9 protein-coding genes are annotated in these 23,861 nt (G+C 59.9%); 7 read left to right on the forward strand and 2 right to left on the reverse strand.

Features of this window, described 5'->3' with window-relative positions:
• The first annotated feature begins 73 nt into the window (after positions 1 to 73).
• The 6 genes from HGP16_RS26275 (at position 74) to HGP16_RS26295 (ending at position 7,519) form a co-directional block, all read left to right on the forward strand.
• On the forward strand, positions 74 to 1,015 hold the full coding sequence (locus HGP16_RS26275; protein ID WP_168842903.1) for a LysR substrate-binding domain-containing protein: 942 nt from the start codon (positions 74 to 76) through the stop codon (positions 1,013 to 1,015).
• A 362-nt stretch (positions 1,016 to 1,377) separates the two neighbouring features.
• Complete coding sequence (locus HGP16_RS34455) at positions 1,378 to 1,500, forward strand: hypothetical protein (protein ID WP_281408261.1); 123 nt, start codon at positions 1,378 to 1,380, stop codon at positions 1,498 to 1,500.
• 460 nt (positions 1,501 to 1,960) lie between these two features.
• On the forward strand, positions 1,961 to 3,376 hold the full coding sequence (locus tag HGP16_RS26280; protein ID WP_205927563.1) for a TolC family outer membrane protein: 1,416 nt from the start codon (positions 1,961 to 1,963) through the stop codon (positions 3,374 to 3,376).
• Between the two features lie 29 nt (positions 3,377 to 3,405).
• Entirely contained in the window at positions 3,406 to 5,559 is a 2,154-nt protein-coding gene (locus HGP16_RS26285) for a type I secretion system permease/ATPase (protein ID WP_168842904.1), read from the forward strand.
• Positions 5,556 to 6,860: an HlyD family type I secretion periplasmic adaptor subunit gene (locus tag HGP16_RS26290; protein ID WP_168842905.1), complete on the forward strand. Its 1,305-nt coding sequence runs from the start codon at positions 5,556 to 5,558 to the stop codon at positions 6,858 to 6,860. The genes HGP16_RS26285 and HGP16_RS26290 overlap by 4 nt, the downstream gene beginning before the upstream one ends.
• 41 nt (positions 6,861 to 6,901) lie before the next feature.
• Positions 6,902 to 7,519, forward strand: coding sequence for a ribbon-helix-helix domain-containing protein (locus HGP16_RS26295; RefSeq protein ID WP_246703336.1), 618 nt, complete (start codon positions 6,902 to 6,904; stop codon positions 7,517 to 7,519).
• 56 nt (positions 7,520 to 7,575) lie between these two features.
• On the opposite strand, the gene HGP16_RS26300 is transcribed toward HGP16_RS26295, so the two are convergent.
• Positions 7,576 to 8,526, reverse strand: coding sequence for a transglutaminase-like cysteine peptidase (locus tag HGP16_RS26300; RefSeq protein WP_168842907.1), 951 nt, complete (start codon positions 8,524 to 8,526; stop codon positions 7,576 to 7,578).
• Between the two features lie 260 nt (positions 8,527 to 8,786).
• Complete coding sequence (locus HGP16_RS26305; protein WP_168842908.1) at positions 8,787 to 9,830, reverse strand: hypothetical protein; 1,044 nt, start codon at positions 9,828 to 9,830, stop codon at positions 8,787 to 8,789.
• Positions 9,831 to 10,238: 408 nt separating this feature from the next.
• Here HGP16_RS26305 and HGP16_RS26310 point away from each other — a divergent pair, with 408 nt between their 5' ends.
• The gene (locus tag HGP16_RS26310) at positions 10,239 to 23,816 is read left to right on the forward strand and encodes a beta strand repeat-containing protein (RefSeq protein WP_168842909.1); all 13,578 of its coding nucleotides are present in this window, start codon (positions 10,239 to 10,241) and stop codon (positions 23,814 to 23,816) included.
• The last annotated feature ends 45 nt before the right edge of the window (positions 23,817 to 23,861 follow it).

A 23,861-nucleotide genomic window follows, 5' to 3' on the forward strand; every position in this document is an offset into this window, starting at 1 on the left:
GTATCGGTTGCCATTCCATCCGCATGCTTTAATGCTTGTTATTTCAGACAGCAGCGGAGAAGCCGGGTAGGAAATGGAGCCGAGGTTCGATCATAACAGATTGCCGCCGCTGCAGACGCTGCAGACCTTTTCGGTCGTCGCGGAAACAGCCAGCTTCACGGCGGCGGCGGCCGAGCTCAATCTCAGCCAGAGCGCGATTAGCCGGCAGGTGCAGCAGCTCGAGCATTATTTCGGCTGCAGCCTGTTTGAGCGCCATACGCGCAAGGTGGCGCTGACGGAGCGTGGCATGGCGTTGATCCCGATCGTCGATGGTCTGCTCGCCTCGTTGAAGACCTCGTTCGAGGCGACGCGAACGACTGTGCGGTCGCTAACCATCCGCATGCCCCCGACCTTCGCGCGCAAATGGTTCCTGCCACGGCTCCCGGACCTTCACAGCCACCATGAAGACCTGAACATCAATATCGATACCGCCTGGTTCCTGCGGCCAACCTTTTCGGTCGGCGATATCGACATGCTGATCACCTACGGCAATGGCAACTGGCCGGGCATGGATGTGCTGCCGCTGTTACGAGAACAGTTGACGCCGATGTGCTCGCCTCAGTTTCTATCTAAACTTGGCGATCCGCCTGAGGTCGAGAACCTGCAGAGCTGCGTTCTGCTGCATTCCAATCCACGACACAGCGACTGGACGCTCTGGCTGCAGGCCGAAGGCGCCTATTCCTTTCAGGCGACCCGCCACCAGGTCTTCGACACGCAGGATTTTGCGATGACCGCTGCTGCGAGCGGTTATGGCGTGACGATGGGCGATCTCGCCTTTTCGCGACAGGATCTGGAAAGCGGTGAGTTGGTCGCCCCATTCAAACGTATCATCGACAGCGGCTACGGCTACTACGCACTTTGGCCGGCCCGCGCCGAAGCGCGCCAGAAAGTACGCGCCTTTTCCGATTGGTTGGGGCACGCCTGCAGCGCGAGCCCGGACGGCTTTGGCGGAGATCGAACCGAGGCTTTATCGTAGCGTTATCGCAGTCTTTCGATGCCTCGATTGTGACGACTAATTCCGCCGCACGTTCGGCGCGCCGCTATCGAGACCTTTTTCCTGCGACGTTGACATGAGCCAAATTACGACCATCGCGACTCGCGGATCGAGCTGATCCACACAGAAGCGTGCTTCACCAAAATCCGAACCTATACCCATCTATCAGAGAAAGCCGAGCTTGCCTGGTCATCAGTCCTGCGGCCGAGGCGGTATGGCAAGGTGGTAAGCTCGCACGCAAGGCACAAGACACCACCCTTGAATGGGTAACAAAGAACAAGGCTGCTGTCGCCGCCGAGTGGAACCGGACTAATCCCGCTTTCCCGGTTGAGGAAGGGAAACATATGAGCCACCCGTCAACCCAGCCTGATATCGAGGTGATGTTCGAACCGACATCGCTTCGCTTCGACGGCGGCGCGGCCCTGTCTGGTTCCGCGAGCGAGGAAAATGCATTGGAAACGCGGTAAACGCGATCACCATCCGCATCGGCTTCTACCATATGCCCAACGAAGAAAATGGGGCCTTCAGTCTTCGATGGCTGGCGGATTGCGGTCATCCACGCATCTGGGACATGCTTGCCAATGAGCTATTTCTAATATTATCAAAATTTTCGACTGTTTTAAATTGAATTCGGACGGGTCGGAATAGCTAATGCCATGTACATTCTGTGTGTGGCCGGAGGTAATAATTGTTGCCATCTTGCGACAGTGACATGCGACTCTGTGAATAGTCCAAAAATAGTCACTTGGTTTCGGCCAGACAGGCTTGCGCTCTTCGGTATTAACTGTTTCAGGAGATTAAATCGGAATCTATTTTGCAAGTGGACGTGATGTCGTCTACGCTTGTAGGTAAATAAGACTTACAAAACGTATCTGCTAAAGTATAATTTGGGGAAGGGACGTAGTTTTGGTTTATAAGACGCGATTGATGGCGGCAATCGGTATTTCGATGGCCATGAGTTCTTTATCAAGCGGTTCTGCGGGCGCCATGACATTGCAGCAGGCAATTGATAAGACAATGAAAACTAATCCTCAGATTATGCAGGCAGCGCAAAATCGGGAAGCAACCGAGTTTCAATTGCGCCAGGCGAGGGGTCTTTACCTGCCCTCAGTCGACCTCGAGTCTGGTTATGGTCGCCGTAGACTATCGGATGTCACATCCGGCGCCTTGTCGCGTACTCATGATTACTTGAATCCGGCAGATGTAAGCTTGACTATTACGCAGACTTTGTTCGATGGCGGCGACCGCAAGGCGCAGAAGGACAAGCAGGCGGCTCGTGTCGACGGTGCATCCTTCCGCGTCCAACAGCGCTCGGAAGCATTGGCGCTGGAAGTGACCCAGAATTATCTTGAATATCAGCTGCAGATGGAGATCGTCGCGGCTGCTGAAAAGAACGTCGCCTTCCACAAGCAGATGGTCGGAAATATCGAGGATAGCATCAAGGGCGGCGCTCTCACGGATGCCGATCGCCTTCAGGGCGGTGAGCGCCTGCAGGCGGCTAACGCCCGCCTTCAGGAAGCAAAGAAGGAGCTCGACGCGACGAAGATCCGCTTTCTCCAGGTTGTCGGCGAGTCGATCAGTAACGCGAGCCGACCGGCTTCCGTTGCGCGTTACCTGCCCAAGACATTGGACGACGCGGTCTTCATCGCTCAAAAGAACAACCCGCAGATCTCGTCGGCCAAGGCTGATGTCAATGCCGCTGACGCAGACGTGCGCGGTTCCAAGTCCGCATTCCTGCCGCGGCTAGACCTCGTCGGCAGCGCTCGCATTGGTGACGATGTCGATGGCAACAAGGGTAACACCAGCGACGTCCAGGTCGGGGTCGTTGCCAAATGGAACCTTTATCACGGCGGCATCGATACCGCCCATCAACAGGAGCTGGTTCGTCGCGCCGCCGAACAGCGTTTTGCACTGAGCCAGACTTACCGCGAGGTCGACGAGTCCGTCCGGTCCGCGTGGAGCGAGCGTACCAACGAGGCTCAGTTAGCGCATATCCTGGGCGGGCAGGAAAAGACCAACGCCCAGCTCGTCACGTCTTACCGCGAGCAGTTCAAGGTTGGCCAACGCTCGCTGCTTGATCTCCTGGATGCCCAGAACACCCGCTTCAACACCGAGATTTTGGCCAAGACGGCGGAGGTCGCATCCCTTTTTGCCGAATACAAGATCCTCGCAGCATCGGGCAGCCTGTTGTCGACGATGAAACTGAAGCCGGTCGATCAGGCGACGCCTTATGCCCGCGATCAGTTCGCTGTTTCGTCGAATACGGCTGATCCTGGATATACCAAATACGACTCGCATCAGAAACCCGGCCTGCCGATGGATCTGCTCGAGCCGATTCGTTAATCGTTACGATCCGAATTGGATAGCGCTTCATGTTGAACGTAGCACCTGACGTGTCTGCGAGCATATCGCTGCTGACGTTCAAGTCGGCATTTAAATCGGTCGCTGCGTTTTATGGCCGACCGAGCTCGGATACGGTGCTCTTTTCGGGCATTCCGGACGAAATTCTGGAAGCCATGGAGCTGGACGATGTCGAACAGCTGTCGGAACGCGTCGGGTTGCAGGTCCTGAAGCATACGGAACGAGATTGCCGGCTGGGCAACTTCGACTGTCCCGCCATCGTCACGTTCGCCGGTGGCGGTGTTTTGCCATTGCTCGAAATGACCGAGAATGGTTCCTACGTCACTGAGATCGCGTCAGCCGTCGGGGCGCCCGCCTGCTTGACGCGGGAGGAACTCTCGGCGCTCAATCCGCAATCGGCATTTGCCTTTACGCTCTATTACCAGAATTCGTCGGACGAAGCGCGCGTCGGCCATGCCATGGAGATCGAGAAGCGTCACTGGCTGGCAACCGCGCTGGTGCCCTACTGGCGAACCTATGCCCGCGTCATGCTGGCGGCGCTGTTCATCAACATCATCGCGCTGGCCTCGCCGCTTTTCACCATGAACGTCTATGATCGGGTCCTGCCAAATAAGGCATTCCCGACGCTCTGGGTACTGACCGCCGGCATTTCTTTGGCCTATCTCTTCGATTTTCTTCTGAAAACAGCCCGCGCATCGCTGATCGACTATGCGGGCCGCAAGGCGGATTTGCGGCTCTCGCAGTTGATCTTCGACAAGATCCTGAATTCGACCCTGGCGTCCCGTCCGATGTCGACCGGGGAATACGCCAATCGCGTGACGCAATATGAATTCGTGCGCGAATTTTTCACCTCGAACACGATCGGCGTGCTGATCGACAGTCTTTTCGTCGTGATCTTCCTGGTCGTCATCTATTTGATCGCTGACTGGCTGGTGATCATCCCAGCCGTCGCCTTCGTTCTGTCAGTGACCATCGGGCTCGTTGCGCAGGCCCAAATTGGCAAGCGCATGGCAACGGCCACGAACGAGGCATCGCGCCGCCAGTCGATGCTCGTTGAGACGATTTCGACGATAGAGACATTGAAGAGCCTGCGCGCTGAGGCGACCATGCTGCGCCGCTGGCAGGAACTCACCAAATATTCAAGCCGCACCAGCGAGGATATCAAGCATATCTCGTCGAGCGCCATCAACATGACGATGTTTCTCCAGCAGATGGTCAGTGTGCTGATCGTCGTCGCGGGCACCTATGAATTCGCCGATGGAAAAATCGCCATGGGTGCGATCGTCGCCACCGTGATGCTGGCGGGCCGCGCCGGTGCGCCTTTCGGGCAGATCGCCATGACGCTCGCGCGGTTCCGCCAGGCCACCATGTCCCTGCGTATTCTCGACAAGATCATGGAGCAGCCTGATGACCGGCCGTCGACCGTCGGCTTCGTCAATCGGCAGATCACCAGTAGCGGCTTCAGCTTCCAGAACGTTTCCTTCCAATATCCTGGCTCCGACCAGGCGGTCATCAATCAGCTTTCCTTCACGGTCGCACCGGGCGAAAAGATCGGGATCATCGGCCGTATTGGGTCGGGCAAGACGACCCTCGGCCGGCTTCTCGACGGGCTGTTCCAGCCTTCCAGCGGCCGCGTGCTGATCGATGGCGTCGATATACGTCAGTATCACATGGCCGAGGTGCGCGCCGCCGTTGCTGTCGCCGGCCAGTCGTCGGACCTGTTCTCCGGCACGGTGAAGGAAAACCTGCTGCTCGGCCGCGCTGATGCCAGCGACGAGGAACTATTGGCTGTTTCGCGCATGACCGGCGTTGAAGAGTTCGTTGCCCTGCACCCACGCGGTTTCGACATGCCGGTCGGAGAGCGCGGCGCGAACCTCTCGAACGGCCAAAAGCAGGCGTTGACCATAGCTCGGCTTCTCCTGACCCGGCCGAAGATCGTCTTTCTTGACGAGCCGTCTGGGGCAATGGATTTGGCAAGCGAGCGCCATCTCATCAGCAAGCTGACCCAGGCATTCGGCCCGCAGACCACGCTACTCGTTGCAACCCACCGTCATAGCATGCTGGAGCTCGTCGATCGGCTGATCGTCATCGACAAGGGGCGCATCATCGCCGATGGACCAAAGAACGCTGTCATCGAGGCGATGCAGCGCAAGGCGGTGCAATGATGCGTGCCGCTCGCCATAACATCCACGACAATCCGCCGCTTTTCGCGCGGCTGATCCTCGGCCTTTGTGCCCTGATGATCGTTGCTTTCATCGCCTGGGCGGCCTTTGCCGATATCGACGAGATCGCACGCGGCGAAGGGAAGGTGATACCGGTATCGAAGACGCAGATCGTGCAATCGTCCGAGCCTGGCATCGTCCAGGAGATCAATGTCAATCTCGGGCAGATCGTCCACAAGGGCGATATGCTGGTCCAGCTCGACAATACGACGACGGCGTCGACGCTTGGCGAATCGGTTGCCAAGGCTCGCGCGCTCGGTGCCAAGGTTGAGCGCCTGGCCTTGGAGGAGGCGGGCGCCTTAGACGCACAGTTCGTCTGCCCGGCTGATATCCTTGCCACCGCAAAAAACGTCTGCGACAACGAGGAAAAGCTCTTCGAGGCGGATCGCGCTTCCTATAAGAACAAGCTCGATGTTCTCGATCAGCGCCTGAAGCAACATCAAAACGAGCTGGAAGAAGCCCACGCCAACATAGACCGCTTGACGCAGAACATCGTTGGCGCCCAGAAGCAATATGATCTGCTAAAGCCGCTTGGTGAGAAAAAGCTTGTTGCTCAAACGGAAGTCCTCAAGGTCCAGCGAGAGCTTGTCGACCTGCAAGGGCAGCTTAAGGTCTATGTCGAGAGCCTCGATCGCCTACAGTCAGCCATCAAGGAGGCGACGTTGCAGGTTGGCGACCTCGGACTCCAGCTGCGCCAGCAAGCCCTGACCGACAAGGGCCAGGCACTGTCGGAACTTTCGGTCGTCGACGAGACGATCCGCGGGGCATCCGATCGGGTCAAGCACACGGATATCCGCTCACCGGTGGACGGCATCGTCAATACGCTGGAAGTCAATACGATTGGCGCCTACGTCGACGCCGGCAAGGTCATCGCTGGTGTCGTCCCGACAGCGGATACTCTTCTGATCGAGGCGAAGATCTCGCCCCGCGACGTTGCGTTTGTGCGCATCGGCCAGCCGGCGATTATTAAGATCTCGGCCTATGATTTCTCGATCTTCGGCGCCTTGGACGGCAAGGTCGTCAACGTGTCCGCCGACAGCCTTGTCGAAAAGGACAAGAACGAAACCTATTACCTCGTGCGCATCAAAACCGACAAATCGGCCCTGGAGCGAGACGGCAAGCATTATCCGATCATCCCCGGCATGGTGGCTTCAGCCGAGATCCTGACGGGCCACAAGGCAATTCTCGCCTATCTGATGAAGCCGATCAACAAAGCGCGCTCCGAGGCGCTCACGGAACGGTGACAGCAGGCATGCGCAAAGGATCCGGGAAAGACGAAGCGGAAATGACAGTCCGGGAGGAAGCCTTGCCCTCGGTGGATGGTGACGAGCTGGAACCGCGTTTCCGCGCGGTAACGGGCGGCGGCGAGCGTCGTGGCATTCGCCTGGAGCGCATCTATTGGGATGGTCTTGGACGAATGGCAGAGGCCGGCGGTATCAGCATCGGCGACCTGGTGTCCGCCACGGCAGCCGATATGCCCGAAACGGGTAACCTCACCTCCTTGTTGCGCGTGCTGAGCTTCAAATGGGCGCTGAGGCGTCTCGATGCCGTCGAGGATGTCGCATCGCTGACCAATCTCAATGCAGTCCTTCAAGCGTCGCCGACGCCAGCGGTGGTGCTGACGCAGGAGCGCGGGATCAAGCTCTTCAACGATGCCTTCCTGAAGATGCTGCGTCATCGCCTGCCGATGATCGATGATGTCCAGCAGACGGCTCGAACGTTACGCCTTTCGATCGACACCCAGGTCCAAGAGGTGCTTTCCGTCCTGTCGCTCAATCGCGGCAAGACGCTGAACACTGGATTCAAGATCGGTCTCGGTCAACAATCGCTGACGGGCCAGATCAGTCTGGCGTTGGCGCCGACGCACGAGGCGTTGATGTTGATCGGCTATCTCTCTGTTTAGCAGAATGCCGTCGCTCTTGTGAAGCGATGCTGCCGCTGGAGCGGCTGGCAGGCGGGTTAGTGGATCTCGCCTTCGCCGGGAACCACCTTGGCGAGCGGCACTGCGGTGGCAACAGCCTGGGCATGCGGATCGCGCGAGCCGTGCAGATAGCCGCGACCTGCGACGATCGAGTAGAGCGGCAGGTATTCCGCAAGACGTTTGTCGGACAAGACCTCATCGCGCATGTTGTCGAGAATAAGATTGTTGCCATTGACGGAGACCGACAGGACGGCATGGTAAAAGTGTCGCTGCTGGTCGAAGAGAACGACCAGGGTCATATGGTCGAGATCGACACCCGCCTTATAGAGTGCTGCCATCTTCAAGATGGCGTAGTCCTCGCAGTCGCCTTGCTGATGCAAGAGCGCTTCACTCGGTTTCGCCCAGTGATCCGTCATATGATAGGTATCCATGTCGCTAGCATAGCGCACGGCATGATTGACGGTGTAATTGATCGTATTGATCTTGTCGCGCATCGAGGCGCCGGCAATCTTTGCTTCAGCGGTCGCAAGTGCGCTTTCGGCCGCATTGCATGCACCTGCTGTGCAATCGAGCGATTTGCCCGACCGGATTTCCGCAAGCGGGCCGGCGAAATTGTTAAGAGCGGCAAGATGTTTGAAGGGAATGGCAACGGTGCCGAACACCGAGTCGCCCAAGGGAGCGTTGTTCGGCTTTGCGGCGCGCACGGGCTCGGACGCGACGAGGTTATCGTGCGGAAGGCCGCCGGGCGCGACGGCCAAGCTATGATTGAGCGCAGCAAGGTCGATGCCGCCGATCGCCCTTGCGGCGTTTCCGATGGTGGGCGCGAAGAGATCGATGGCCGTATCGACCAGCGGGTCCTCAAACAGCGTCACGACAGGGCGGATGGTGTCGCCGGCCGCCGCCATGCCAACGGTTGGTGATGATAGACCGAAGGCAAAGGAAGCTGCAGCAAGTGCTGAAAGTATAGCTTTTCTGTTCTTGCGTTCCATTGGCGCTCAATTCTCCCTTATGAGAGAATAGTGCGCGATACTTCTGAATATGACGTTCGGAAACGTAGATAAATTAAGTATAAGTTAAGTGATCAAATAAGTATAAAATCCTACGGGTTTCAATGGGAAACTGTTAAGGATGATATCGCAAGGGCGCCGAAGTGATCCGCGCTATCGAGCGCGGCTCTATGAACGGGCGCTATCGTGATGGCGGCAAGAGGCCTTGACGACACGCAATCGCTCTATGAATTTGTCCGCTCTCAGAATGACTGCGAGGGTTGCGCGGAAACCTTCAGTTTGCCGTCCGCAAGGGTATTGATGACCATCCTGCGCTCCACCTGGCCGGTGGAATTGAAGCGGAAGAGCCCAGTCGTGCCGCGGAAACCGACCTTGTTCCTCAGATTGGCCGCGGTGATGGCTTGCGGCCCCTGGGAACGGATGAGGCCGGAGGCGATCGCCATGGCGTCATAGCCATAAGCGCCGTAGGTCGTCAGTGGGTGGTTGAAGTGGCGCTGATAGCGCTCGGCAATTAGCCCGCTGCTGTGCGCGTCGTCGGTTGCGACAAAGGCGCCGGCCACCGCCGGCACCGCATACACCGATTGGGGCCAGCCGTTGGTGCCGACCAGTGCCTGGCCGGGAATGGCTGCGCTGCGCACGGCACCTGCCGCCATACCAACTTCAGTGGTGTTGCCAAGAATGACCACGATTTCGGCCGACTGGATGAGCGGTCGATTCTTCGTAAGGATATCAGCGGGCTGATCGCTTGCGCCGTAACGGCCCAGGCCCATGAAGGTGTTGCCGCTGTTCCAGATGGCATTGCTCAATCTCGTTGTGTCGGATTGAGAAAAATCGGCAGGTACAAGCGCTGATACCTTCTTGTGGCCTGAAGGATCGGCCGCCTTGAGGCCCTCGATCGCGCTGTCGAGTTCATCCGAGGCAAGATTGAAGACATCGCCGCCGGTCGTGGCGGTCGCACTTGCAAGATTAAGCAATGGGGGACGCTGCGCGGATGGGATGGCAGCGATGGAAGCCGTCTCGGCCGGCGGCAGATAACTGACGATCAACGCGGCGTTTCGGCCCTTGGCCGCAGCGACCTGCGCAGCAACGCCCGCAAGACCGGGGCCGACATTCTTGACGCGCAGCCGAACCTGATTGTTGCCGAGTTCGCCGATGCCAAGCACCGCCCCGTCGCGCATGTCACGGGCCGGACCTTCGTAGAGGCCTGCCGCGCCCTTGCGCAGCAGCAGCGTGACTTCCGTGCCGTTGTCGCCGCCATAGCTCTCTTCAATGGCAGTGGACGGCATTTTAATGTCGTCTTTCTTGTTATTGTTCTCCAGTCCCGCACCGTCCATCTGACAGCCGGCGAGGCTTGCACAGAGGATGAGTCCGACACCGCGGACTGATCGCCAACGCGGTCTGCGCGGCAGCCGCTCGGTCAAAAGGCTCAACGAAAGGCTGATCGCAAACGGCACAACTACTCCCCCGATTCTCTACGGCAGACTGCAACAGCCTAGCGGGCGGCATTTGCACACCGCGGCTGACGTAAAGTCAAGCGGTATACTTAATGAGTTGTTCTTTGGTTAAGTTAACCATCGGTAAAATAATTCTGGGGTGCTGCATAACCGGCTATATCGGCGAGGTTAACGAAGTATTGCAATCGTCCCGCTCCCGTAATTGATTGCGGCAAATTATGAGACATCGGGAGCCCGACCATGGACGACTTGAACCTTTCGACCGTAGACCACGAAACTGCTTCGCACGATTTCGCGTCAAGCGGCCGGGACTCTGGCGTCGCAACCGATATCAGCGCCGATCATCTGCTGCCATTGTCGCAGAATGGTGATGTCGCCGCATTCGAGGTAGCACAAGCCGAGGAGCAGCAGGCGAATGGTAAGACGGCACGCCTGGCCGCCAACGAGCCACAGGACAACGGCGCTCGTCAGCCGATCCAGATCGTGCCCGACAATGGAAATGTCGTCCATCTGCCGCCGAACACATCCATCGACGACATCCACGTCGAGGGACATAATCTGGTTCTCATCCAGGCCGACGGTACGCGCATTGTCATTATCAATGGGGCGCTGCACGTTCCAACCTTCCTCATCGGTGAAGTCACGCTGCCGCAGCAGGCCGTCGTCGCCGCGCTGCAGCAGCAGGGCATTAACGTCGCCGAAGGCCCCGATGGTTCGGTTCACGCCGGCAATAGCACCAATTCTGGCCACCAGTTCACGGATAGCCAGGCTGGCAATGCCCGCACGCCCCTCAATCTGCTTGGGCTTCTCGGTCCTGGCGACATTATCGGCGGCGGTAATGGCGGCAATCTGACTGGCACCCAGACCCACGTTCCCTTTATCAATCAGCAGGCGACCGAAACCGCTTCGCTGCTCGAAGGCGCCAGCAGCACCGGCGCCTTCCTCACGGCAAGCAGCACCGGCCGCTTCGGCTTCGGCGGCGTGAATGCCGCGATTACCACCGTCACGCTGGTCGGCGAGGCGGAAATCACCGGCAGCGGCGCACAGCAGCTTGCAGGTCTAACTTCGGGCGGCGTTCCCGTTGTCGTCACCCAAAATGGGCAGACCGTCACCGGCGTCGCCAATGGCGTTACGGTCTTCACGCTGGTATTCAACGCTTCGACGGGCGACTACACCTTCACTCAGCTCGCTGCCCTGGACCATCCCCGCGGCGCCAATGCGTCCAGCGATGTGCTTCAGCTTCAATTCCGGTACACGGTCTCAGACACGAGCGGTCATACGGTTGCGTCCATCGCGCATGTCGACATCACAGACAGCGTACCGGTTGCGGCCACGGGGACCGCGGGTTCGGTCACTGAGGCGGCGCTGGCTGCCGGCAACGGAGCCCTAAGCCATGATACAGGCGCTGCGACGGCCAACGGCTCGCTTAACATCTCCTGGGGTGCTGACAGCGCCAATACCGATCAGGGTGGCCTCGGCGATCGCTCGGTTGCCTTCACCAGTGCTGCCGTCACCGCGCAGGGCGAGGACAGCGAAGCACTGAGCTCGCATGGTCTTGCCGTTCATACCGCGCTTTTGGCTGACGGCACGCTGGTGGGTTACACCGGCGAGACCGCGCCGACAGCGACGTCCGCAACCAACGTCGTCTTTTATGCGACGCTCTCCGACAGCGATAATGGTCACTATAATTTCACGCTGGTTCAGTCGCTCGACGACGCCAAGGGTTCGGATGCCGTCACGCTGACCTTCGGCTACACGGCCAAGGATTCCGATGGCGACACGGCCGCAAATACCTTCTCCGTCACCATCGCCGACGACAAACCTATCGTCGCGACCGGCGATGTGGGCTCCGTCACCGAAGGCGCGCTTACCGGCGGCAACGAGAATCCGCATGTCGCAAGCGACGCAATCGCTACCGGCTCACTCAATATCTCCTGGGGCGCTGACAGCGCCAACACCGATCAGGGTGGCAACGGCGATCGCTCGGTTGCCTTCACCAGTGCTGCCGTCACGGCGCAGGGCGAAGATGGCGACGCCCTGAGCTCGCATGGTCTTGTGGTTCACACCGCGCTTTTGGCTGACGGCACGCTGGTGGGTTACACCGGCGAGACCGCGCCGACAGCGACGTCCGCAACCAACGTCGTCTTCTATGCGACGCTCTCCGACAGCGATAACGGCCATTATAATTTCACGCTGGTCCAGTCGCTCGACGATGCCAAGGGTTCGGACGCCATCACGCTGACCTTCGGCTACACGGCCAAGGATTCCGATGGCGACACGGCCGCAAACACCTTCTCCGTCACCATCGCCGACGACAAGCCAGTCGCCAACGATGTCACCGTCGACACAGGCAGCCTTTACGACACGACGCCGGCCGAGCAAATGCCGCTCCGTCCACTCAGTGAGTTGAGCGAAGGGGCAAAGCCGGAGGGTGCCACCGACTCCGTCAGCGGCGGATCGGGAAGCCTGTTTACGGCCGGTGCTGATGGCTTCCAGCAGGTTACCTTCACGGATCCGGCCGGCCTTAAGGGCATCTACATCGATGCCAATGGTGTCGCTCACAAGGAAGGCCTTTCCTATGGCACCACGACGGACACTCAAGGCAACACGATCTACGCTGCAACCGGCAAGGATTCCGGCCAGGTCATCTTCACGCTCACCGTCCATGCCGACGGCAGCTACACCTATGTGCAGTCGGGCGCGTTCGCCGATGCCAGAGGTTCTGACAACGAGAGTTTCAAGATCTCCTTTGACGTCACCGATGGTGACGGCGACAAGGCAACGGGCTCGCTGACCCTCAACGTCGCCGACAGCCTGCCGGTCGCCAATCATGTGACGGCCGACTCGGGCAGCCTCCACGACACCCTATCGACCTCCTCAGGGACGGATCTGCCTCCCGTACCATTGCCCCTAGAGAGGTCGAGCGAAGGCTCGACGCCGTCGGATGACGCCAAGGCTAACTCCGACACCGTCAGCGGCGCATCAGGCAGTCTGTTCACGACCGGAGCCGACGGCTTCGCGCGGCTGACCTTCACCAATCCAACCGGTCTGAAAGCCATCAATATTGATGAAAACGGTGTCGCACATACGGAAGGGTTGCATTACAGCACCTTGAGGGACGACGCCGGCAACACGATCTACACTGCGACCGGCAAGGATTCCGGCCACGTCATCTTCACGCTGACCGTCCATGCCGACGGCAGCTACACCTATGTGCAGTCGGGCGCCTTTGCCGATGCCAAGGGGTCTGACAACGAAAACGTCGAGATCGACTTCGAAGTCACCGATGGTGACGGCGACAAGGCAACGGGCTCACTGACCCTCAACGTCGCCGACAGCCTCCCGGCGGCCCACGCCGTCACGGCTGATCATCTCGTCAACGACGATATGGCCCCGGGTGGCAATGCCGACACGACCGATGAATATAAAAGCGTGAGCGGCAACGTTGGCAGCCTGTTCGACATGGGCGCTGATGGATTTAAGAGTGTCACCATCGCCCATTCGGATCTGCCGAAGCTGACCACGATCTATACCGACGCGAATGGCGTCGCGCATCAGGAAGCGGTGTCTTGGAGCAAAGCCCAGGCTGGCGATGGCAGCACGACCTGGATCGCCAGCAGCGAGCATAATCAGACCGTTGCGACATTGGCTATTCATGCCGATGGCTCCTACACGTTCTCGACGGGTGCGCCGCTCGTCCATCCGACGTCGCAAGCCGCCGAAGAGACCCTTTCCCTGACATTCAATTTCACCGTCACCGATGGTGATGGCGACAAAACAACGGGCTCGCTCACGGTCGGCGTCAAGGACGATGTGCCGATTGCTCACACGGTCGACAATAATATCTCACCGCTCAACGACGATGCGCAAGCTGGTGGAAATCTGGACGCCAACGACGCCAATGTGCACAGCGTCTCTGGCGCCGCCGGTACCCTGTTCGGCACTGGCGCCGACGGCTTTGCAAGTGTCGCGATCGATCCGTCCAGCCTGCCGGCTTTGAAGACGGTCTATGTCGATGCCGGTGGTTTCGCGCAACAAGAAGATGTTACCTGGGGCAAGCCGACGATTTCCGGCGGAGCGACGAGCTGGGTTGCCTATAGCGCCAATCATGAGACTGTCGCCACGCTGACGATTAACGCAGACGGCTCTTACACCTTCAGCACCAGTGCACCGCTCGTTCATCCGACCTCCGGATCGACGGAGGAAAGCCTTCCGCTGACCTTCACCTTCACGGTGACCGACGGCGACAACGATACGTCGAGCGGCTCGCTGACCCTGCATGTTACGGATGACGTGCCGTTGGCAAATTCGGTCACTGTTACCAGCCTGACGCTGAACGACGACGCGCTGAAGGGCGGAAATCCTGACACGATCGGCGTAACGGATACCGATACTGTCAGTGGCGCGAGCGGCGCGCTCTTCACGGGTGGCGCGGATGGAGTTCATCAGGTAACGCTCGGAGCGACGACCGATTTCAGCGCCATCTATACCGGCAAGGACGGCTTTGGCCATGTCGAGTCGGTCGTCTGGGGCAGCCCAACCACGACGACAGATGGCGAAACGATTTGGATCGCGACCGGCAAGGACAGCGGCCAGACGGTCGCGACACTGACGATCGGCACGGACGGTTCCTATAGCTTCGTGCTAAGCGCACCGGTCGCACATGCAGCAAACCCGACCGCGGAAAATACACAGGATCTGACGTTCAACTTCACTGTCACCGACGGTGACAGCGATACGGCCAGTGGCTCGCTGACGGTCACCGTCAAGGACGATACACCAGTCGCCCATAAGATCGATGTCACCTCGGCGCCGCTCAACGACGACGCGCAGGCCCATGGCAATCCGGATGGATCCGCCGATGCAAAGACAGTCAATGGTGATGCGCAGGTTCTGTTCTCCGCTGGCGCCGATGGTCTCAAGAGCGTGTCGATGGACAGCCTGCCGACGCTAAAGGCGATCTACCTCGACGGCCACGGCGTCGGTCATCAGGAGGCCGTCAGCTGGACGTCGTCTGCGACGAACGGCGTGACAACCTGGACAGCAACCGGGATCTCGAGCCATACCGCCGTTGCGATCCTGACGATCGGCTCTGATGGGTCCTATAGCTTCACCGCGAATGCACCGCTCGTTCATGCGACGTCGTCGACCACCGAAGACAGCCTGACATTGAATTTCGGCTTCACCGTCACGGATGGCGACGGCGATACGGCGAAGGGCTCGCTGGCAATCGCCATCACCGACGACGTGCCCGTCGCCACGGGCACGATCATTACGGTGAGCGCCGACGAGGGCGACATCTACAATCTCCTGTCACACGGCAATAGCCCGCTGGATGGCACGCATGACGGATCGTCCTCGCAGCCGGCTCTGTTCGGTCTCGGCTTTGCAGCGACGGTATCCGGCTCGGTTGCTTCCGTCGTGTCTTTTGGTGCCGACGGCGCAGCGGCAGGCGGTGGCTTCAGCTTCACCACCAATGCGGCGTCGACCTTGGCCGCTCTACATCTGACCTCCGGTGGAGAGGCGCTCTCCTATGCCGTCGTCAACAACACGATCATCGGCTATGTCGATAATGACCACCACAGTGGTTACAACCCGCTTCTCGACCGTCCTGTCCTGTCGCTGACGCTTTCCGGCGACGGCACCTTCACTTTCCAGCAGCACGATCAGCTCGACAACGTCGCTGGTCCTGGCAACGACCTGCGCTCGGGCAACGGCTCGATTTCGGCCATCGACTTCGGTTCCGTCATTCAAGTGACCGACGGCGACGGCGACAGAGTGACACTGACCGGCGCATTGAAAGTCACGATCGTCGACGACATGCCGAAGGTTGATCTTGCTCTCACGGGCTCGATCACGGTCGACGAGAGCGGTAGCGGTGACAACGACGTCAGAGCCGGCAATTCGGTCACGAGCCTGTTTGCCGGCATTACCGGCGGCAACGATCCCCATATGCCAACGGTCTATGCTCAGCACAACGTCGTCTCAGCGTCGGTCTCGATAGGTGCCGACGATGCGACGGGTAGGACGAGCAGCCTGACGCTTCATATCGACAATGCCGACTCCGGTCTGACCACGACCGCTGGTCAGGCGATCACGCTGTCGCAACTCGCCGACGGCACGGTTGTCGGCAAGATCGCCGATGGCGAGATCGCCTTTGCGATCCGCCTCGACAACAACGGCAAGGTCAGCATCGCCCAGTACATGTCGCTCGCCAATCCGAATACGTCGAAGGCGGAGGGCGATACGGTCGATCTCACCGGCAAGCTCTCGGCGGTGCTGAGCGCGACCGATAGCGACGGCGACACCGTGGCCAAGTCCGTTTCCATCGGCAGTAGCATTCGCTTCGATGATGACGGACCGTCGATCGGTGGTGCCGTCTCGACGAAGACGCTTGCCGAGCATGATCTTGTGACGAATTCCGGTTCGCTGTCGCCTTCAGGTATCAGCACTGGCGCGGTCGCGCTCAATCTCGGCTTCGGCGCCGACGGGCCGGCCGCCCATGCTGCCACCTTCGCAGCCCATTCGAACGGCAGCTATTTCACTGCAAGCGACGGCAATAATCAGACGCTTGATGCAACCAAGCTCAGCTCTGGCGGCCACGCGCTGTCCTATTTGCTCAGCGGTGACGGCACGACGCTCATCGCCTACACCGGCAGCAATGCCACCGACCAGGCGAGCTGGGTCTTCAAGGTTGTTTTGTCCCAGGACGGCGCCCACACCAACGGCGCCTACAACTTCACGCTTTACAAGGCGTTCGACGACGTCAACGGTCAAACCAATCTCTCGGATATCAAGCTCACCTTCCAGGTTGCTGGCCATGATGGCGACGGCGACACGACGAATGGCATACAGAGCTTCACCGTCGACGTCGTCGATGACGTGCCGACATTGGTTGATCACGCCACGGTCTCGGCGACGGTCTCGGAAACGGCGATCAATGCCCCGGTGGTGTCGACGACATCCTACGTGGTCGACTTCGACACCGTGACCCCTGCGTCTGCCAAATTGACAGTCAGCGAAGGCAGCGTCAGCGACGGCCAGGTGGGCTCGTCTTCCAAGGGTGGCGAGGTCGTGCTCGTATCCAATACGGGAACGACCTTTGTCCTCACCCAGATGGATATAGGTGTATTTGACCACAAAGGCGCGTCGTCCAAGACTGTCACGATCATCGGCACCGATGCCCAGGGCCATACCTATTCGGTGACAACCACCGGTACGACCTTCTCGGCCGCTGGCACGGCACTCGAAGGCAAACAACTGACGTCGCTCGAAATCGATCCGCACGACAACTCGCTGACAATCACTGTCGACAACATCCATGTCACCGATACGACGACGACGCCCACCCATGATCCTGCGCGGACGACGATCGATCTGACCTCGCTCGTCCACGCCGGTGCGGACAGCCCGCTGACCTGGTCGGTGAACCCGGTGGCCGCCGGTACCTCCTCCGGCAATCTGACAGGCGGTACCGGATTGACCTACAATGGCGCTGTCATCACGCTCGCCAGTACCGATGGGCACACGATCACCGGCTCGGCGGGAGGCGTCACGGTCTTCACTTTGACCGTCGACCCCACGAGCGGTCACGCCACATTCGACCTTTACCATCCGGTCGATGGCGGCAATGCCCTGCCGCTCGACTTTTCCAAATTACTGACGGCGACGGATTTCGACGGCGATCCCGTAACCCTCGGCACCGGCTCTGTCACCATTGTCGTGCAGTCGGCCACGGACCACCTTCCGACAATTTCTTCGGTCGGGCTGGTGTCAAGCGTTAGCGAAAGCGGCTTGCCGGGCGGAACCGGGGTGGATGGCGTCGCCAATGTCCATTCGGGCAGCATCGCAATTTCGGCGGGCGATACGCCTTCGACCGTGACGATCGACGGTCATACTTTCAGCGTCGGTGCCGCAATCGCCAACGGCGATACCAATGCCACCATTCAAGGCAGCTACGGCACGCTGCAGATCCTCAGCGTCACCGCGACGGCCATCGACTACAGCTATAAGCTGACCGCCGCCACCAGTGGAACGGGCAACCATGACGCCTTCTCCGTCAAAGTGAGCGATGCGCCGATTGACGGTGAAAGCCAGACTGCCACTCTCACCTTCAATATCACCGACGACAAGCCGATCGCACACACCGCTTGGCTCGGATCGATGTATGAGAATGATAGCAGCGCAACCTTCACGCTGGCTTCCGGAACCATCGCTTTCGGCGCCGACGGAGCGGCTCAGAGCGGGGCGATCCATGTCGACAGCGTCAGCGCCAGCGGAGATATCGCCGGATCGACGCTGAGCACCTCCATGGTCACGATCGATGGCGGTCACGTCACTGTCACGCCGGGTAGTGCACTCGATGCTCTGCCCCTCGGTCACTCATCGACCCTCTCGATCGGTTACACGGTCACCGACGGCGATGGCAGCAAAAACAGCGGTACTTTCACTATCAGGGTCGACGGCGTCAACCACGCGCCGACCACGGCGGACGGGAGCTTCTCCACTGGCGAACATGCGGATTATTCTTTCTCGTCGAAGGATTTCGCCTTCGGCGATAGCATCGACGGCAATACGCTGAATTCCGTCACCATCACAAGCCTGCCGAGTGGTGGGACGCTTTATCTGGACGGAACAGCCGTCACGGCTGGCCAGCAGATCGCCGCGGGCGCGCTTTCAATGCTTCATTTCACGCCATCGCCGGAGTTTGCTGGCGCGACCGAAACCGAGACCTTCGGCTTCACGGTGCAGGATAATGGCGGCACGGCCAATGGCGGCGCCGACACGTCGACCGTCCATACGATGACGATCAACGTGACGGCCGTTGACGACGGTGCGGCTACGGTATCGCTCGCCGACCAGACGACGCATACAGGCAATGTGGTTGTCGTCGGCGACACGTTGAACGCGGTGATGGCCACAGACGACCCCGATCACGGGCAATCCGGCTTGACCTATGCATGGAGCTGGGCGGACGATAACGCGCACACGGTTCTCGGAACCGCGGCATCCTACACGGTGACGAGTGCCGACGTCGGCCGTTCGTTGGTCTTGACGGTGAGCTATACGGACGGTCAGGGCTTCAGCGATGTCGCGACGCAGGCGACGTCCACTGTCATCGCGCCGACAGTCTTCGCGCCGACAGTCGATACAACGCCGCTGTCGGAGGCACATCTTTCGGGCGGCTCCGATCCGCAGCCCTCCGAACTGACGGCCACGGGTAGCATTGCCCTCGGCACCCTGGATAATCCGCATATCACCAGCGTCATGGGTGCCAATGGCTCGGCGGTAAGCGTCGATCAAACCGCTCCCGATAGCCAGACGACGGTGATCCATGGCTCCTACGGCGATCTCGTAATCGACGCGAACGGTGCATATACCTACACACTGACGCATCCGGGCTCGAGCCCATCGGGAGATACGGATCAGTTCAGCTATACCGTGACGGATATGAACGGCAAAACGGCTCAGGAGACCCTGACGTTCAATATCGCCGACGACGCGCCGACGCTGACCGGCACGGGAATTTCCGCAACGGTTTCCGACGATGGCGTGGTAACGGCCGCCGATCATTCGGCAACGACGACGGCGGAACTGATTTCGCTTGTTAACTCCGGTGCCGACAGCCCGTTGACGTGGTCGGCGAACGCCGTTGCAGCCGGTACCTCTTCCGGTACCCTGACAGGTGGCACGGAGTTGGCCTACAACGGTGCCCCTATCTCACTTGCCAGCACGGATGGGCACACGATCATCGGCTCGGCCGGAGGCGTCACGATCTTCACGTTGACGGTCGACACCAGCGGTCATGCCACGTTCGTGCTTGACCAGACGCTCGACGGCGCCAAGGATCAGACGCTCGATTTCTCGCACTATGTGAAGGCCACGGATTCTGACGGTGACGCTGTGACGTTGGGCACAGGCGCCTTCACCATCGCCGTGGATCACGTCAATCATCCTGCCGCTATCGGCGGGACCGACAGCGGCGGCATCACAGAAGATCTGAATGTCTCTGGCGACGGCTATCTGCAGGCAAGCGGCACGTTGATCATCAACGACGCGGATCGGGGCGAAGGCAAAATCCAGGCGGCGACCATAAACGCCGATGCCACGCATCTTGGTACCCTGACGATCGGCGAGGACGGTAGCTGGACCTACAAGGTCGATAACAGCCTGTCAGCCGTGCAGAATATGGGTGTGAACCAGAGCACGACCGACACGTTCACCATTTCCTCGATCGACGGAACGACGCATGACATCGTGGTTACGATCAACGGCACGAACGACGCGCCGACGATCTCGATCGCCAGCGGCGACAGCGCCAGCGGGGCCGTGACCGAGGCCGGCATTGGCATTGCTGACGACAGCGGCCACAACGCGATCTCCGGCCATCTGAGCGGGGCGGATATCGACAGCCCGACGCTGACGTGGTCGGTGGTTGCGAGCGGCAGCCAGACCGCCAACGGGAGTGAGTCTGTCACCGGCACTTACGGCACACTGAGCGTCAATGCGAACGGCACCTGGAGCTATGTCCTGGATCAGTCGAAGGCCGATCCGCTGACGGCTTCGGATCATCCGCAAGAGAGCTTCACGGTTCAGTTGAGCGACGGCCAGGGCGGCATCACGACGCAGACCGTCGTGGTGATGGTCAACGGCACGAATGATGCACCGACGATCTCGATCGCCAGCGGCGATAGCGCTAGCGGCGCCGTAACCGAGGCCGGCATTGGCATTGCTGACGACAGCGGCCACAACACGGCTTCCGGCCATCTGACTGGTGCGGACGTCGACAGCTCGCAGTTGACGTGGTCGTTGGTTGCGACCGGCAGCCAGACCGCCAACGGGAGTCAGTCTGTCACCGGAACTTACGGCACATTGAACGTCAATGCGAACGGCACCTGGAGCTATGCCCTGGATCAGTCGAAGGCCGATCCGCTAACGGCTTCGGATCACCCGAAGGAAAGCTTTACGGTTCAGGTGAGCGACGGCCAGGGCGCTGTCACGACGCAGACCGTCGTGGTGACCGTCAATGGTACCAACGACGCGGCCGCGCTCTCGGGCTCGGCGACCGGTTCGGTCACCGAGGATGGCCAGTTGACGGCGAGCGGGGCGCTCACAGTTGCCGACGTCGACAATGGCGAGAACCATTTCCAAACGCCGACATCGCTGAGCGGCACCTACGGCACGTTCACCTTCAATGCAACGACTGGTGTATGGGGCTACGCCCTCAACAACGCGGCCTCGAATGTTCAGGCATTGATCGGGGGGCAGACGGCTGTCGATAAGCTGACTGTAACATCCGCAGACGGAACGGCTTCACAGGATATCGTAGTGACCGTCCACGGCACCAACGAGGCGGTATTGGCGCCGAGTATCAGCCGTGTCGCCGACAATGTCGGATCGAGCCAAGGCAACCTCGCTGACGGCGCCGTGACCGACGATACCAATTTGGGGATCCGCGTGAGCTTGAGCGGAACCGGTGCTGTCAGCGGTGATACAGTGCAGCTCTATAACGGCACGACGCCGCTTGGCGCGGCGGTCACGCTGACGGCAACCGCCATCAGCAACGGGTACGTCGATATTACCACGCCGACGCTGACGAATGGATCGACTTATAACTTCCGGGCCTCGCTCACGGATGCGGGCACTACCAGCCCGCTGTCGACGAGCGGCGTCTATGATATCAAAATCGATACGACGGCGCCGACAGTCGCCATAACGCAAAGCACCGCGGGCGGAAAGAACGTCCTGACCTTCATCTTCAGTGAGGCGGTAACCGGGTTTGACGTTTCAGACATCGTGGGCAGCGGCAACTATACGCTCTCCAACTTCAAACATGTCGGCGTGAACGGTTTCGGGCAGGACATCTACACGGTGAATTACACCGCCGGCAACAACGGTTGGAAGTCTGTGGCTGTTGCAGGAAATAGCTATACGGATCTGGCGGGCAATTTCGGAACGGACGGCTCCTTAGCGGATTTCAAGCCGGCCGGCACCTCGGGCGAGGCCATCAATCTCGCGCTCTTGGATCCTTCCCACCACGTCGGTGCGGTCACGTTGAGCGTTGCAGGCCTTCCCGCCGGCTGGGTGCTCAGTGAAGGCATCCACAACGCCGATGGTACCTGGTCCGTGGTGACAAATGATCCGTCGTCGCTGACAGTGACCTCGCCCGATGGCGTCACCGGCGCGCTGGTTCTTCAGGTCACCGAGACCTGGACCAATGCGGACGGCTCGACGGGCATGGCCAGCGTGATCGACAACGTCGAAGCCTACGCCAAGGGCGCGCCGATTTTCGCCTGGTCGGGCGACGACACGCTTAGCGCATCGAGCGGCAATGACATGCTGGTCTTTGCGAACACCATCGGCACCGACGTCGTGCACAGCTTCGATATAGCGCACGATAAGATCGATCTGATCGGCTTCGCGGGCTTCTCAAGCTTCGCGGACGTTCAGGCCCATCTGTCGACCGACGCATCGGGTAATGCCGTCATCACGCTCGGCGATGGCGAGACCATCACCTTGGCAGGCGTAAGCGCCGCGTCCCTCACGGCGAACGACTTCCTCTTCAACGAGGCCGTGGTGACGCATAATACCGGCGACATGGTAGTCGCCGACGGTGCGCTGATGCCGTTCAGCGGTACGCTCGACAACACCGGCAGCATTCATCTTGCTTCCACCGGCAGCGAGACAGCCTTCGAAATCGTGCAGCATGGTCTCACGCTGACCGGCGGCGGCACGGTGGCGCTGTCCGATGATGCGTCCAACATCATTTTCGGCAGCGGCGGCAATGTCACATTGACCAATGTTGACAACATTATTTCCGGCGCCGGCCAGCTCGGCAACGGTCACCTGACGCTGGTCAACCAGGGCACGATCATTGCCGACGGCACACACGCACTCGTCATCGACACCGGTCTTAACGCGGTGACCAACACCGGCACGCTCGAGGCGACCGGGACCGGCGGCCTCGACATTCATAGCGGCCTCGTCAATGACGGCGTATTGTGGGCCAATGGCGGCAATGTTCATCTCGAGGGCAATGTCAGCGGTGGTGGCACGGCGCTGTTGTCGGGGCATGCTAACCTCGATATCGGCGGCTCGTTCAGCGAGACAATCATGTTGAGCACGGACGCCCAGGCCACCGTTACCATCGATCACGCCGCTGCCTTCACCGGTACGATCGTCGGCCTCGACGGCAATGATGCCCTGCGGTTCGGCGATATCTCTGCCGCAACCGGCAGCTTCTCCTATGCGGAAAACGCAGCGAAGACCGGCGGCGTGTTGACGGTCACCGACGGCACCCACACTGCCAGCATCGGCCTCACCGGCGATTACTCGGCCAGTGACTTCTCGCTCAATCATGACGGTGACTATGCCGAGATCGACTTCAGCGGGCACGCGCACCTCTATGGCACTGTCGGCAGCGACGTGCTGACGAGTGGCGGCGGCTACATCATGGCCGGCGGCGCTGGCGCGGATACCTTCGTGCTCGATGCTAAGGCGTTGCACAATCTCAACATGGCCGACGTCATTACCGACTTCAGCCCGAAGGGAGAGGGCGACAAGCTGGATGTCTCGAACCTGCTGAATGCGTTGGTCGGCGAACATCCGGGCATGACCGAGACGAGCGCCCTCGCGTCGATGACAGCGGCGGTCGATACCGCAACCAATTCGACAAAGATCAGCATGAACACCGGCTCGGAAACCCATGTGGTGGCCACACTACAGAATTACACGCCGGCGGGTCACGATGTCGTGCATGTACTGTTCAATAACCACGATGAGCAGCTTGCCACCCACACGCAGACCGCCGGCGCCTGACGCCGTTCGGTCAGCAGCTATCTGGAAGCGGTGCTCTTGAAGGCG

The organism is Rhizobium sp. P40RR-XXII (assembly GCF_012641405.1).
Lineage (GTDB): Bacteria > Pseudomonadota > Alphaproteobacteria > Rhizobiales > Rhizobiaceae > Rhizobium.